The organism is Bacillus sp. UNC437CL72CviS29 (assembly GCF_000482345.1).
Lineage (GTDB): Bacteria > Bacillota > Bacilli > Bacillales > Bacillaceae_G > Bacillus_A > Bacillus_A arachidis.
Window position 1 is genome coordinate 117,487 of sequence record NZ_AXVB01000006.1, and the last position, 15,544, is coordinate 133,030.

Below are 15,544 nucleotides of genomic sequence, written 5' to 3' on the forward strand. Positions count from 1 at the left end.
ACTCACCAAAACGGGCGATTTAATTAACCATCCGAGGGATATAAAGTACCCCACGGATGGGAGTTTCACTTTATCGCTTATCTCGGTTTTGTAGAGGCAAGCGCACGTAATTGTTTCACTTCATGAGGTGATAGCTCTCTTGCATCACCTGGGCGTAGGCTTCCTGCTTCTAAGAAAGCATAACGTTCACGTTTTAATTTCATTACTTTACAGCCAAGCGCTTCAAACATGCGACGAACTTGACGATTACGTCCTTCATGGATTGTTAATTGCACAATTGCCATCTCTTTACGTTTATCCCAAGAAAGGATTTTCACACGTGCTGGCGCTGTCTTTCCATCTTCTAATACAACACCTTTTTCTAACATGCGAATTTTCTCTCCTGTTAATGGACCTTTCACCTTCGCAACGTATGTTTTCTCAACTTTATATTTCGGATGCATTAATATATTTGCAAACTCTCCATCGTTTGTCATAAGGAGTACGCCAGACGTATCATAATCTAAACGACCAATTGGGAATAGACGTTGCGTAATTTCAGGGAAAAAGTCTGTGACAACTTTTCTTCCTTTGTCATCTGATACACTCGAAATAACACCCGTTGGTTTATATAGTAAGAAATAAATTGGTTCTTCTTTTTCAAGAGGGATATTATTTACTTCTACTTTATCTTGAGGAGTTACCTTCGTTCCTAACTCAGACACTACTTTACCGTTAACTTTCACTTTTCCTTGCTGAATAAGTTCTTCAGCTTTTCTTCTTGACGCAATTCCAGCTTGCGCAATCACTTTTTGTAATCGTTCCATTTCCTTAATTCACCTCAAATTTATCTTACCTTCATTAGAAAGAGTTGGCAACCGCCTAAGGTTTACAGCGTTTTTCCTCTTCCACCGTAAACCACATAGCTATAGTGCAAACTTTTAAAGGTCAAATGCTACTTTTATCCTTTATTATTGTTTACCTGCTACTCACTGCTTACAACAAAAGTTCATTATTTTGTCAAAAACACCCCACAAAAAAACCACTATTAAGCTACACCTTAATAGTGGTCGTATACGTATTATAAGCGAATGAAAGCAAAAAATGAATAGGTTTAACGAAACAATAGGGAAACAAATACGATTGAACAAATGATACCTATTAAATCTGCAAATAATCCAACCTTTAATGCATCTCCCATTTTACGAATTCCAACAGCGCCGAAATATACCGTTAAAATATAAAATGTTGTATCTGTGCTACCCTGCATCGTAGACGCTAACCTTCCAATAAATGAATCCGGTCCATATGTAGCGATTAAATCTGTCGTAATACTTAAACCGGCCGACCCAGAAATCGGGCGTATAAGTGCGAGCGGGACAATTTCTGCTGGTACACGAATCATATCTAACATCGGCTTCATTACTGATATCATCGCATCTAGTGCACCTGATGATCTAAAAATAGAAATAGATACAAGCATTCCTACCATAAATGGTAGAATAGAGACAGCAATTTGAATCCCTTCTTTTCCACCTTCTACAAACGATTCGTACGTTGGAACTTTTTTTATCGTTCCATATAATAAAATAAAACCAATAACACACGGAATCACCCATAATGAAATTGTATTCACAACGCTCACTTTTTCCGCCCCTTTCTACTCCGTCTTCGGTAAAAATAGCGGTCAATCCAAATCGCTCCAATCATCGATAATACTTGTGCGATAAACGTAACCCCAACAATTTCTGTCGGGTTTGCCGATTCATACGTCATCCGAATTGAAATTACAGTAGTTGGGATTAATGTAATGGCAGATGTATTTAACGCCAGAAACGTTACCATAGAACGGCTTGCAGAATCCTTTCCTCCATTTAATTCCTTGAGCTGTTCCATAGCCTTAATACCAAGTGGTGTCGCTGCATTTCCTAGTCCAAAAAAGTTTGCCATCATATTTGATAAAATAAATCCCATCGAGGGATGATCCTTTGGTATTTCTGGAAATAGTCTCTTTACAACTGGCATAAAAAACGAAACCAATTTCTTTAATAAGCCAGCCTCTTCAGCAATCTTCATTAAACCTAGCCAAAAGACTAAAACACTAATCAGCCCAATACAAATTGTTACCGCATCTTTCGCCCCTTCAAAGACCGCTTTATTTACTTCCTCCATCGTACCGTTCACCATCGCATATACGATCCCAATAACCGCCATTGCTACCCATACGATGTTAACCATCTGTTCCAACACCTAACATATGAGAAAAGATTTCTCTCACGTCATTCCAATATACTCCGGTTGTAGCAACCAACTTGCGCTTGCTATAAAATAAGTTACGCTCTCCTACTTTCTCTTCATTAATATACACAATTGTCTTACCCACTTTTTCTCCATCTACTAATGTTGCATTTCTATCAAGTTCAAGCTCTAGCCTAACTTGCTTCTTCTCCTCTTTCCTTAGCGGCACTGAGAAATCATTTTTTATATAAACATGATTTATATATTTCTTTTCCTGTAGTCCAGGAAGCGCCCCTTTTCCTAGAACTTTCGTTGACTCATACTGTTCAAATCCTTGATTAAATAACGACATATGGTCGTCCCAATCATTAGATGCATTAAGCGTCACTACAATTAAGTCTAAACCATCTTTCGAAGCTGTTGTAACAAGTGTACGACCAGCTTTCTTTGTAAATCCCGTCTTTCCTCCTGTTGCAAATTCATAATAAGAAGTTACAAGTTTATGCTTGTTTTTCCATGGATAATCCCATGCTTTCGATTGATATGTTTTTGTTCCGAAAATTTTCCGAAACGTTTCATTTCCCATTGCATAACGTGTTAAAAGGGCCATATCATATGCAGATGAAAAGTGCGTACCGTCCCCATCTAAACCATGTGGATTTGAAAAATGTGTATCTTTCATTCCGATTTGTTCCGCTTTTTCATTCATCAAATAAACAAATCCTTCTATACTCCCTCCAACATTTTCAGCAATTGCTTGTGCCGCATCATTACCTGAACGAAGCATTAGGCCATACACTAAATCCTCTAACGGTACTTTATTTCCAGGTTTTAAATAAATGGCCGAACCCTCTACTCGAACAGCCTTATCGCTAATAGGTACAGCCTCTTTCATTCTTCCTGATTCAGCAGCAAGTAAGGCAGTCATAATTTTTGTAATGCTAGCAATCTTTTGTGGTTCATGTTCTAGCTTTCCATATAAAACACGTCCTGAATGTTCTTCCATCAATACGGCATTATGGGCGCTTACATCATTCATTTGTGCATATGTATGAACCGGTATAATACTTGCACCCATTAAAACAAGTGCAATTACAATCCAAATTCGTCTCATATTCCCCACCACGTCCTTTTGACACTTTTTGTACAAGTGTATGCTTGGCCCTTTAAAATATGAACGAAATATTCTTTTTTACCAGCAAAAAAAGACGCACAAATATGCGTCTAATACGGTGTCCACTCAAGCTGTTTTGCACTTTCATAGCGCTTTTCCACATCCGGCCAATTTACAACATTCCACCAATTTTTAATGTACTCATCTTTTCGATTTTGGTACTGCAAGTAATATGCGTGTTCCCATACATCAAGCACAAGTAACGGTATTGTATCCCACTGTGTGAATAATTGATGAAGGGTACTTTGTAGAATTTCTAACCTTCCCGCACGAGGAACCCATACAAGAATAGCCCACCCAGATCCTTCTACCTTCGATGCAGCTTCTGTAAAGTGCTTCTGAAAACGTAAAAAGCTTCCAAAATTATTCTCGATTTCTCGAGATAATGCCCCTCTTGGACCTCCACCCCCATCTTTTTTCATGTTATTCCAAAATATCGTGTGTAAATAATGGCCTGAACCGTGAAAAGCCGCTTCTCTTTCCCAATGCTTTATTAAATCAAATTGGTTTGTTTTCCTTGCTTCTTCCATCATTTTTTCCGCTTTATTCAGCCCTTCCACATAACTCCGATGATGTTTATCATGATGTAACATCATAATTTCTCGAGAAATATATGGTTCTAGTGCATTGTATGGATAGGGTAGTGGCGGAAGCGTGTGACCCCCTATTGGAACAGATCGTTCAGCATACGTTCTTTCATGCAATTCATATTGTTCACTTTCTTGCATAAATACTTCTTGTAAATGATTTTGAATATGTTCCACATCATCACTTATCTCATACAGTAATTCAGCATCTGTTTCATACTCATTTTCTTTCATACGATCTAGCAGCGTTTGAATTTTATAAGCAAGCATATGGACGTCATACACTTCAGTTGCACGACTATCTAATACATGTAACACACTTTCACACCAACTTTCTACTTCATAAAAGTAATCCGTAAATACCCCTTGCTGATTCATACGACACCCCCTCAACGCTATCCACTTTAACTATATTCAGCGTCCGCATTGTATATACCCTACAAAAAAGTAAAAGAAGCTAGTCTTTCGCTAGCTTCTTTTAGCATTCTCTAATACTTATGTAAATTGAAACTTTAATCAACCCTCACCAATCGAATGTTTACGTTCAGCCCAACCCCCATCTAAAAAATAATTTTCTATCAGTTCGTCAATTCAGAAATGCTTTGTACCTGCAAATCACTGCTATGTAGATAAAAAGAAAGCCCTACTGATGTTCTTCTTTTGTTCTCACTTCGGATAAGGCTAAAAAAGGATCTGACCGCCTCTATCCATGGCCAAATCCTCTCTCCCACCTAATGAAAATAATTTCCTTCCAATCTTATACTAATACTTGTGTAACATCTTTGTTTGATAGTCCGTTTCGTAATATTCCAGCTCCTCACGCATTGTTTGGAACTTACTTTCTAATTCTTGCATTACCTTTTCGATTGAGCGAGGTGGTATTTGTTGAAATGCAATGGAATTTTTCCCTGTATATGCCGACCGACTATTTTCATACCACTGATCACTTTTTGGTGAAAAGAATTCAGCAATTACTTGATGATAAATTTTATATAATGTTTTCTCGGCAGCCATTTTTCGAAATGGTTGACTACTCAATAAAACAAGACACGCATCCAAGCCTTCTTCACAAAATACAAGGAGTCGTCTTAATGATGATAATAAACCTTCATAATAATGTTTATTCCCTTCTGGTGACTCTTCTAATAAAGAAGGTAATGTATGATAATTAACAAAATCCGTCATTAAATCAACAACTTCTTCTAAAAATTCAGAAACTTGATGCGTTTGATTTTCAACCATTGAATTAGACATATCCTTTTCTCTCCTTTGCCATTTTACGCTATTTCTACTTTTTTATTTTTATGTAACTGAATCATTATGTCTTGTACTTTTACCACTGTTTCATCATCAAAATATTTTTGAAACTCCTCTATTCCATTAATATATACACGCTTTTGTCCACGAAGTTCTTTATTCTTAATAAAGCAAGCTAAAGCAACGATATCACGTAAATATATGTCTTGTTCTTCTATTTTAAAAACTGGATTTCCTTCAAACGGAGTAATTTCTTGCAAAATTTCTTCAAAATAACGCACATATAAGACAGAAAATGTTTTTTCTTGTTCACCCAAAATATACGTTACTTCAGATCGATTAAAGAAATCTTCTGATGTATTAGGTTGTGCTTTTTCTAGCTCATAGCCTGCGTAACCTATAATAACCATCCACTTTCCCCCTCTTCCTTATTTTGTTTCATTTTAACTTATTTTTCTGAACAAACAAATTTTAATTCATTATTCATTCTTAGTAAAAAATATATGATATTTTTATATTTATATAAAAAATAGTTTATATATCCTGCAATTTACCTTTTTATTTTCCATGAAGTTTGTCATAATAAGAATATTGTCTCAGTTTTCTTATGCAAGGAGAGTTGTATTTATGTCGTTTTCGTGGAAACGTTTCTTACAAATTGGAAAAATCATTTTCCCATTTGTTGTCTTGACAATTGTATTCTTTCAAGCTAAGAAAGAATTGTCAGGTATTTCATTTCAAGAAGCTATTGAAACAATTAAAAACATTCCGACTGGAGGAGTCTTTTTAGCTATTACGCTCGGTGCATTTGCTGTTTCAACAATGTTCTTTTATGACTTTGTTATGCTCCGCTATTTAAAAGCAGATGTGCCTGTTCAAAAGATCTTCCGTGTTTCTTGGATTGCTAACACCTTGAATGGATTTATCGGTTTTGGTGGACTTGTTGGAGCGGGTATACGGACAATGTTATATCGCCCTCACGTAAAAGAGAATGGTAAACTTATCAAAAGCATTGCTTGGATGACAACTGCTTTTATAAATGGATTATCCCTTCTCTCATTCCTCGGTCTTATAGGAATACTAGATACAACCTTTATATTACATGAAAAACCTTGGCTATGGCCTGTCCTCATCTTTTTTGCTCTTTTTGTACCGCTTTATATTGGGTTCTCCAAAATTAAAAATCGAAAAAAGCAACACATAGAAGGACAAGAAGAAACAAAGGAAAAGAATCCAACCGTTCTATATTCACTTGTTTCGTTAATGGAATGGGTTTCTGCCGGCATCGTCATGTATGTTATTTTAATTTTATTTGGAATTGACATTGATTTCCGAAAGTTTTTAGGTGTTTATGTTATTGCTGCATTAGCAGGGGTGGTCAGTCTTGTACCAGGTGGTCTCGGTTCATTTGACCTTGTCTTTCTATCTGGGATGGGTCAATACGGTATTGATACAGGTGTACTGTTACCTGCCATGTTATTATACCGACTTGTATACTATATTTTACCATTTTGCCTCGGTTTAATTTTTGCGGCTTTCGAAATGACTGGAGCTGCTCTAAAAAAGATTGAAGATAAACCATTTATTGCACCTGCCCTGGAAACAACAGGTGTCATTTGGACATTGCAACGTGATTTTTTAGGAAAGCTAGGCTCATGGGCATCCGCAGCTTTAACAGTTTTTGCTGGCTTAATGGTTATCTTATCAACCATTTTACCGACGAGTGTAAATCGTGCTCATGCATTACATATTTTAGCTCCAAAATATCTCATTCAATTTTCTTTTAGCTTATCATTAACATTTGGAATTCTACTCCTTATTCTATCAAGAGGTATTTATTATGGGACAAAACGTTCCTACTATATGACGATTATTTCTTTAATTGGAGCAGCCATTTTTAATACGCTAAAAGGAATCGACATTGAAGAGACTTTTATTTTACTAATCGTACTTGCCGTATTATATATGCTTCGCAAAAGATTTGTGCGTGAGAAAATGGAAGTTTCACTTTCTGATGTAGTAAAAGTATTTATATTTTTACTGCTAACATTATACTTATATAAAAATTTAGGTATCCTATTTGCAGGAGCAAAAGAAGCTTTCAAACCTGATTTTGTCGTTCGTAACATTACACAAGTAAAGCAAAGTGCACTTGCAGCTGCTTTCTTTGTTCCAACCTTTTTACTCATCGCTTCTCTTATCGCGAATCGGTACCGTAGCGTATTTCCTGGGCAACCAGCAAGCGCTAAACGTTTGCAAAACTTCTTAGATGAATATGGCGGAAATGTACTAAGTCATCTCGGTTTTCTAGGAGATAAGCAATTCTTCTTTAGTAGTGATGGAAAAGCACTTCTTTTATTTTCAACAACAGGGAAAAGACTTGTTGTACTTGGCGATCCAATTGGGAATCCGTCTTCATTCCGCATAGTACTACAAGAATTTTTAGCTGAAGCAGATCGATTCGGATATATTTGCGTTTTCTATCAAATTGAAAGCAAATGGATGAGCTTATATCATGACTTTGGCTATAACTTCTTTAAACTTGGTGAAGAGGCTGTTGTTGATTTAAATACGTTTACTATATCAGGGAAAAAACGTGCTGGATTACGTGCAACTTTTAACCGTTTTGAACGGGAAGGTTATACATTTTCCATCCATCAACCACCATTTTCAGATGAGTTATATGAGGAATTAAAAATAGTTTCAGACGCTTGGCTTGGAGGAAAAAAAGAAAAGGGCTTTTCTCTTGGATACTTTGATCGTGAGTATATAAATCGTGCCCCTATTGCAACTTTATCTGATACTGAGGGAAAAATCATTGCATTTACAACGTTTATGCCCGTTTACCAACCTGGTAAACTTTCTGTTGATTTAATGCGCTATTACCCTGATGCACCTGGAGGGATTATGGATACAATCTTTATCCATTTATTCCAATGGGCAAAAGAAAACGATTATCATTCCTTTAACATTGGTATGGCTCCACTTTCTAATGTTGGTTTATCTACACAATCCTTTTGGTCTGAGCGTGTCGCTGCAGCAATTTTCAATAATGTTCGTTATACGTATAGCTTTAGTGGATTACGACATTTTAAAGAGAAATACAAACCAACTTGGAGTGGGAAATATTTAGCATTCCGAAAAAATCATTCCTTACCAATTACAATGCTTGCCGTAACAAAATTAATAGGAAAACGAAAAAACAGCTAGAGATACTAGCTGTTTTTTCGTTTCTGAACTCTTATTATAAATTCCTTTTCATACTTTTTTCCATTTATATAAAATGTGCCCCACATTTTATATGTCCCTTCTTCTGGAAATGTAATACGATATTGCAGCTGCTCTTCTTCATTTACAGGGAATGCATATAAGAAATGTTCACGTTTTTCATCTACGATATAAAGTGCAGCATTTTCTCCAGTACCTGAACTAAATTTCACACTTTCTCCTTTTTTCATTTGCAGCTGAAATGTCAGTGTAGCAGCTTCATTTGGGTGTAACGCTTCAAATAAAAGTGACATTTGGTAATCACCAATTTTTTTTGTAAGTACTGTGTCTTCTATTAAATCCTTTTGTTTCTTCTCTTTTTCCTCTCCCCCAAAATTTTTCTTAGAAAAGGACTGTTCTGTTTTACTATGATCCTCATATAAGAAAACCGTATAAGCTTTACCTTTCGCTCCACTTGCCGATAGCTTATAAGAGCCATTTCCAGCAAATGCAGGTTTAATGTGCTGAATTCCCTTTAACTGCTCATCTACAATAATAGCCCGAATACGATCATTTACTCCACGAATTTCGTTGTTATTCTTATTAAACAATTGAAATATAATATCTACCTTTTCAGTTCCCTCTCCATTTTTCATATCCCATTTTACTTCTCGAATGTCTCCTGCTGTTTCTTTCGTTCCTTTATACTTTTGCATGTAGAATCCACCAGCTACAATAAGTAGTAAAGCAATTAGCCCAATGACAAGATTTTTCAAATAATCACCTGCCATACTATTTTATAAATCGTGACGCAATTCATACAACTATCTTTCTGAACAGAATATTATAAAAAAATTCATTCTATTTTTTTTATAAAAATCCTCTATGAAATACAATAAAGTTCCTATTAGAAGAAAAATATCGCCAAATTGCAAATTACATAGCCAATTATTCAAAATAGGGTATCTTATATACTACAAACAAGTAAAATTTTTCAACAAACTTAAAGTCTTCTTCTGTAACTCATGTGAAGGTGCATTATCCAAACAAATAGACGGAGGATGTATTGACTTTTTACGTAGCAAAGCATATCTTTTATTGTTATACTCTAATTATGAAGTGTTCTTTGACAATTGATTATATACAGTTAAGTGGACAAATAAAATGCGAAAAAAAGCGAACGCTTCTACTCGTGAAATACTCCAGGCACCAGAAAGAATCTCCAATCGTCAGTTATCTACCGTAGAGACTACGGAAAGTAGCGCTTAAGCAGATAAAAGGTTACTTTCGGCTTGGAACTGAGAAACTCCCAACTTTACGCATTAGCGTGGCGAGTAGTTCACTTGATAGAATTCCTAGTATATAATGCAAATGATGTTGATTTATATCGATACATAACAAGGAGGATTTTTATGAGCGTTCATATTGAAGCAACACAGGGTGAAATTGCTGAGTCTATTTTACTACCTGGTGATCCATTACGTGCAAAATATATCGCAGAAACATTTCTAGAAGATGTAACTTGCTATAACAATGTACGTGGTATGTTAGGATTCACGGGAACTTACAAAGGGAAACGTGTCTCTGTTCAAGGAACAGGCATGGGTGTACCTTCTATTTCTATTTATGTTAACGAATTAATCCAAAGCTATGGAGTGAAAAACTTAATTCGCGTAGGTACATGTGGTGCGATTCAAAAAGATGTAAAAGTTCGCGACGTAATTATTGCAATGACGGCTTGTACAGACTCTAACATGAATCGTTTAACATTCCCTGGATTTGACTTTGCACCAGCTGCAAACTTCGATCTTTTAAAGAAAGCATATGATGCTGGAACAGAAAAGGGATTACACGTTCGCGTTGGTAATGTTTTAACAGCAGATGTGTTCTACCGTGAGAGCATGGACATGGTAAAAAAACTTGGTGAATACGGCGTATTAGCTGTAGAAATGGAAACAACTGCACTTTATACATTAGCGGCGAAATACGGTGTAAATGCATTATCTGTATTAACAGTAAGTGACCACATCTTCACTGGAGAAGAAACAACATCTGAAGAACGTCAAACTACATTTAACGAAATGATTGAAATTGCTTTAGACGCGGCGATTCAATAATAATGCAAAAAGAACTTGTCATACGTCTGGCGAGTTCTTTTTTGTCATTTTCTAAATTAAAGAATTACTTTATATGACTTTTAAAAAAAAACTGCTTCAAAGAGAGACAGATTTTTAGTCTCTTCTTTCTTTTTTCGTTTGTTATAATAAAGAAAATATTTATACGGGTATTCTTTTGTGAGGTGAAGAAGTGAAAAAGAGAAGTATTGTCTTTAAACTATTTTTATTAACATCAACATTATTTACTGTTACCTTCCTCCTTTTTTTCCTTGGGCAATCGTTGTTTTTAGAAAAATTTTATATTAATAAAAAAGTTCAAACCGTTCAAACTGCTTTTGAAAAGTTTTTATCAAATTATGAAAAAAGTGACAGGACATTTGAGGAAATAAGGAAGCTCAAACAAGACTTTCACGAAAAAACAAACGCTGATGTCGTTTTATTAGATCCAAATGGAATTATAAAAGATGAAAATAATTACTATATTGAGATTGTCGATAAATCCAATAAAACGTATTCCATTCCACTCAACAATATTTTAACAATTGATGAATATACCAAGTTTATGAATTTACAGTTAAAAAATAATGATGTTATTCTCATAGATGGAATTTTAAAAAAAGACGTAATTATACCCGTTACGATTACGACTCGTTATAATTCATGGAAAAATGATAATATCATTTCTGACTTTAAATTATTCAATATTGATTGGACAAACGCTAAGAAAAACAAATACGCAAAAGACACAAGACTTGGCATTCATACATTTGAAGGAATTGTATCAAAAATACATCTTCCTTCTAAAAACGACCTTCGTCTCGCAAATAATTTAGAGACATTACAAGGGATTCAACATTGGGAGTTATCTGTAATACTAGGTAAAACCAATTCCAATGAATTGACAACATTTACAATCGGAGAAGAGGAGAATGGAAAAAGCCAAATTTTTGTAAAGCCAGTCATGGAAAACGGTAAAATTAAAGAGTTTGCTTTTGCAACGACCTCCTTACAACCTGTAAATGAAGCAATGCTTGTTTTAAAAGATTATTATGTCTATGCATTAATTATCGTATTTCTCGTTATTATTTTATTATCTTTTTATTATTCAAAGATGATTGTCAAACCGCTTATTAAAATAAATCGAGTGACCAAAAAAATGGCTAACTTCGATTTCAGTGAAAAATTACCTGTTTCAGCGGATGATGAAATCGCTGGTTTATCTAGTAGTATTAATACGTTATCCGTAAACCTAAAAGATCGAATAGATCGATTAAACGTTGCAAATACAAAATTACAGCAAGACATCGAGCGAGAACGTCAATTAGAAAAGACGAGAAAAGAATTCATTTCTGGTGTATCTCATGAATTAAAAACGCCACTTAGTGTGATTAGAAGCTTTGCTGAAGGAATTAAAGATGGTGTCAGCAAAGATACTACTTACTATACAGATGTGATTTTAGAGGAAACAGAAAACATGAATCGACTCATCGTCGAAATGTTAGAATTAGCAAAGCTAGAATCTGGTACGTATAAACTAGAAATGAATACTTTTTCAATCGGTGAACTTGTTCACCAAGTGTATACAAAGCTATTATTTAGTATGGAGGAAAAACACTTACAAGTAGAAATTGATGCAAATCCTTCTATACATGTTGAAGCAAATCGCAATCGAATTGAGCAAGTTGTTGTAAATTTACTCAGTAACGCAATTCGCTATACACCTGATGGTAAAGAGATTCGTATTCGCATCATAGAAAATGAAGAAAAAGTAAAAGTGGAAATTGAAAACACTGGTAATCCAATCCCAAATGAAAGTTTAGAAAAAATATGGGATCGCTTCTATCGTCTAGATGCTTCCCGTAGCCGCCATACTGGAGGAACTGGACTTGGTCTATCAATCGTAAAAAACATTTTAGAACTTCATCATGCCGAATACGGTGTGTATAATACTAATGATAGCGTCGTTTTTTATTTTGATTTACAAAAAATAAAAGAAGTCAAATAATTTGTCTTAACTTCACCAGGAGTTCACATGAAATTCACACTCTCCCTTTATAGTTATAAACAAGTTAATCCTTTCCTTTACACACATAACAGAGGAGAGTGCGTGAAATGAAACAAGCAGGACAACCTATTCAAAACGAAACACAATTAGAAAAAATCAAAAATATACTTTTACAATCTTCGAAACGTGATGGCTTACTATTCGTACTAGCTGTAAATTCCGGTCTAAAAGTAAGTGAGATTTTACAATTAAAAGTCGGTGATGTCATCGATGAAAATGAAAATGTTCGTCACTCCATTTTATTTTACAATGAAAAAGTAAAAAAACATAAATGGTTTGCTGTAAATGAAGATTTACAGCATGCAATCGAAGATTATATGAGAGAGCGTAAAATATGGAAGCGAAATGAACCATTATTAAAATCGCAAAAAGGAACAAAATCCATTACAAGACAGCATGCATGGTATATTTTAAACAAAGCTGCAAAAGAAGTTGGTTTAGAAGGGATTAGCTCACATACACTGCGAAAAACTTGGGGATATTGTGCATACAAATCTGGTGTTGATATTGCATTCTTACAACACTTCTTTGATCACAGTACCCCATCAAAAACTTTAAAATATATCGGTATTGCATAAAAACAAACATGGTTCTTATACATAAAAAAGGTTGCCAACTTTAAACTTGGTAACCTTTTTTATGTTTCATTTTCTCTTTTCTTGTTTCTCTTATTTCGTAGTGGTACTCTAGTAATAAGGGGGAGAAATTATGAACACACTAACAATTGAATTACCAAAAGAAACAGCAGAAAAACTCGGCTTATTAAAACAAGCATATCAAAAGAAAACAGGTGCTACAATTTCAGAAAGCACTCTTGTTCAATCACTTATCTCAAGAGAGTTTATTCAAGAAATAACTCCATTTGATTTACAACAATATGTAAATGAAAAAGAACAGCGCTAAGCTGTTCTTTTTCTATTGAATCGCTTTTACATATTCTGCAATTGCATGAACTTCCTGTTTAGATAACTGTGGCTTTTCTTCATATTGATGCTTCTCCACTGCTTCCTCAATTGTTTTTGCACTACCATCATGTAAATATGGTGCTGTTGCCCCTACACCACGAAGTGTTGGTGGATCAAAAAATCCTTTTTGCCGCTTATTTTGAAAACCACCGCGTGCGTCACCCTCATAGCCTGTATCTGTTTCATTCGCAGTTCCAATATTATAAAGGAAATTTGTATTATTCGTTGTCAACTTTCCATTTTCATCTATCGCTTTTGTACTATTGGTCAAATTCTCTCCGCCGTGGCATGTTAAGCAATTTGCCTTTCCTTTAAACAATTGCTCTCCGTCTTTGGCCGTAGGAGTTAACGAGCCATCAGCTTGACGATACGGGCTCTTTGGTACTGGGAATGAATTAGGATCATCTAAAAATGCCTGCAGCGCATCATACATATGCTGGGCATCTTTTGGAATCTCTTTTCCTGGATCTAATTCCATCATCCCCCCCATTTCACCTTGTACAGTGTGAATATAATCTGTGAAATCATCACGTGATCCATCCCACATAAATAAACCTGTTTGAGTAGTTAAAACATTACTTGGTACATTTCGTTTCCCTTTTGGTGTCATCAATGATAACCCATTAATTTCTCCATCACTATGACACGTCACACAACTCATCCAGTTGTTTCCGGTTATTGTTGTTGCATACTTATCACTATTTGCACTATAAAAAATTTCTTTCCCTTCGCGTACTAGTTTTGGTAAAGAATCTTTTTCAATTAATTTAACTGTCTTCTTATCAGCTTTCACCTTTGCGTATGAATCATCGCCACCTGTTTGTAGAAATGCCAGGTCATGACTCATTGCATTATGAACAGCCAACGTGTTTTCTTTTGGAAGTAAAATAATCCCCCGCGGGTTACTTCCTGGAATGCGTCTTACAATTTGTGTCGCATTGCCACCGCGAGTTAGATCAAACATGACAAGATCTTCACTACCTGACATAACAACAAATACTTTCGTCCCTTTTTCATTAAAAACTACATCGTATGGATTAGACACAATCATTGTTTCATTCTTTGTATCTTTCACATTCATCGCTTCAAATAATTGCTTACGTTGTTTTGTAACTTCTTCATCTTTTTCTAAATCGATAATTGAAACAGCTGGAAACACAGTTTCCTCAAATTGAATTGGTGTATCGGTATTCGTCAGCATGTGTGGCACCCAAGCTGTCTTACCATCTGGTGCAATTACAAATTGCTCTAATGTATTTGGAACCCCTTGACTCTTTTTACGGTCTTCTTTGTCTGGGGAAGGAGCAAGCGTAATTACTTTCTTTACTTTATTACTCTCTGTATCTACAACACTAATTTTCCCCTCTAAATAATGTGGCACATACAATTTTTTCCCGTCTTTTGTCATCGCTAACGTTCGTGGACGGTCGCCAATTTGAATCTTTTGAATTGTTTTTTTCTTATCAATATCAATAACTGATACATTCCCTGAACGGAAATTTGATACGTACAACTTTGTCCCATCTGGATTTGTAACAATACCAAATGGCTCTATTTCTGTTACAATTCGATCAATCACTTTTTTCTTTTCCAATGATACAACATCTATCTTATTATCATACATACAAGAAACATATAATGTCTTTTCATCTGGACTTATTGTTAATTGTCTCGGTTCTTTTCCAACTGGAATCTCCGATACTACTTTTCTACTTTTTACATCTGTCACCGTTACAGTATTTACATCAATATTTGCAGTATAAATCCATTTTCCATCTTTGCTTACTATAATATTATTACTATGAACAGCTTCGTCGCGTTTTACTTCTTTTCCTGACATTTTCACTTCGCAACTCGCAAACACCCCAATGCATAGAAGCAACACAACCGCAATAAACAAGCGCTTCATCATCTGACCCTTCCTTCTTATCCCTCATTAGACAACATTCCTACCA

At 35.2% G+C, this 15,544-nt stretch carries 14 protein-coding genes; 5 read left to right on the top strand and 9 right to left on the bottom strand.

Annotation, left to right across the window (positions count from 1 at the left end):
* Nucleotides 1–77: 77 nt before the first annotated feature.
* The 7 genes from rluB to M014_RS0107945 form a co-directional block, all read right to left on the bottom strand.
* Entirely contained in the window at nt 78–806 is a 729-nt protein-coding gene (gene rluB, locus M014_RS0107915; protein ID WP_026591234.1) for a 23S rRNA pseudouridine(2605) synthase RluB, read from the bottom strand.
* A gap of 287 nt (nt 807–1,093) precedes the next feature.
* Complete coding sequence (gene spmB, locus M014_RS0107920) at nt 1,094–1,624, bottom strand: spore maturation protein SpmB (RefSeq protein WP_026591235.1); 531 nt, start codon at nt 1,622–1,624, stop codon at nt 1,094–1,096.
* Nucleotides 1,621–2,217, bottom strand: coding sequence for a spore maturation protein SpmA (gene spmA, locus M014_RS0107925; protein ID WP_026591236.1), 597 nt, complete (start codon nt 2,215–2,217; stop codon nt 1,621–1,623). The genes spmB and spmA overlap by 4 nt, the downstream gene beginning before the upstream one ends.
* Complete coding sequence (locus M014_RS0107930; protein WP_035414733.1) at nt 2,210–3,331, bottom strand: D-alanyl-D-alanine carboxypeptidase family protein; 1,122 nt, start codon at nt 3,329–3,331, stop codon at nt 2,210–2,212. Before M014_RS0107930 ends, spmA begins: the two co-directional genes overlap by 8 nt.
* A 110-nt stretch (nt 3,332–3,441) precedes the next feature.
* Nucleotides 3,442–4,356, bottom strand: coding sequence for a superoxide dismutase (locus M014_RS0107935; RefSeq protein WP_026591238.1), 915 nt, complete (start codon nt 4,354–4,356; stop codon nt 3,442–3,444).
* A gap of 384 nt (nt 4,357–4,740) precedes the next feature.
* The gene (locus M014_RS0107940; protein ID WP_026591239.1) at nt 4,741–5,232 is read right to left on the bottom strand and encodes a DUF3907 family protein; all 492 of its coding nucleotides are present in this window, start codon (nt 5,230–5,232) and stop codon (nt 4,741–4,743) included.
* A gap of 23 nt (nt 5,233–5,255) precedes the next feature.
* The gene (locus M014_RS0107945; protein WP_026591240.1) at nt 5,256–5,645 is read right to left on the bottom strand and encodes a hypothetical protein; all 390 of its coding nucleotides are present in this window, start codon (nt 5,643–5,645) and stop codon (nt 5,256–5,258) included.
* A 217-nt stretch (nt 5,646–5,862) separates the two neighbouring features.
* Between M014_RS0107945 and mprF the strand changes: the two genes are divergently transcribed.
* Nucleotides 5,863–8,445, top strand: coding sequence for a bifunctional lysylphosphatidylglycerol flippase/synthetase MprF (gene mprF, locus M014_RS0107950; RefSeq protein WP_026591241.1), 2,583 nt, complete (start codon nt 5,863–5,865; stop codon nt 8,443–8,445).
* 5 nt (nt 8,446–8,450) lie between these two features.
* On the opposite strand, the gene M014_RS0107955 is transcribed toward mprF, so the two are convergent.
* Nucleotides 8,451–9,233: a hypothetical protein gene (locus M014_RS0107955; RefSeq protein WP_026591242.1), complete on the bottom strand. Its 783-nt coding sequence runs from the start codon at nt 9,231–9,233 to the stop codon at nt 8,451–8,453.
* Nucleotides 9,234–9,854: 621 nt separating this feature from the next.
* Here M014_RS0107955 and deoD point away from each other — a divergent pair.
* The 4 genes from deoD to M014_RS0107975 all read left to right on the top strand — a co-directional run bounded on the left by deoD (nt 9,855) and on the right by M014_RS0107975 (nt 13,527).
* On the top strand, nt 9,855–10,559 hold the full coding sequence (deoD, locus tag M014_RS0107960; RefSeq protein WP_026591243.1) for a purine-nucleoside phosphorylase: 705 nt from the start codon (nt 9,855–9,857) through the stop codon (nt 10,557–10,559).
* Nucleotides 10,560–10,749: 190 nt separating this feature from the next.
* A complete protein-coding gene (locus M014_RS0107965; RefSeq protein WP_026591244.1) occupies nt 10,750–12,564 on the top strand; it encodes a sensor histidine kinase in 1,815 nt (604 codons plus the stop codon).
* Between the two features lie 107 nt (nt 12,565–12,671).
* Complete coding sequence (locus M014_RS0107970) at nt 12,672–13,202, top strand: tyrosine-type recombinase/integrase (protein ID WP_026591245.1); 531 nt, start codon at nt 12,672–12,674, stop codon at nt 13,200–13,202.
* Between the two features lie 130 nt (nt 13,203–13,332).
* Nucleotides 13,333–13,527, top strand: coding sequence for a DUF3924 family protein (locus M014_RS0107975; RefSeq protein WP_026591246.1), 195 nt, complete (start codon nt 13,333–13,335; stop codon nt 13,525–13,527).
* Nucleotides 13,528–13,539: 12 nt separating this feature from the next.
* Here M014_RS0107975 and M014_RS0107980 read toward each other — a convergent pair whose 3' ends face one another.
* On the bottom strand, nt 13,540–15,501 hold the full coding sequence (locus M014_RS0107980) for a beta-propeller fold lactonase family protein (protein WP_026591247.1): 1,962 nt from the start codon (nt 15,499–15,501) through the stop codon (nt 13,540–13,542).
* Between the last annotated feature and the right edge of the window lie 43 nt (nt 15,502–15,544).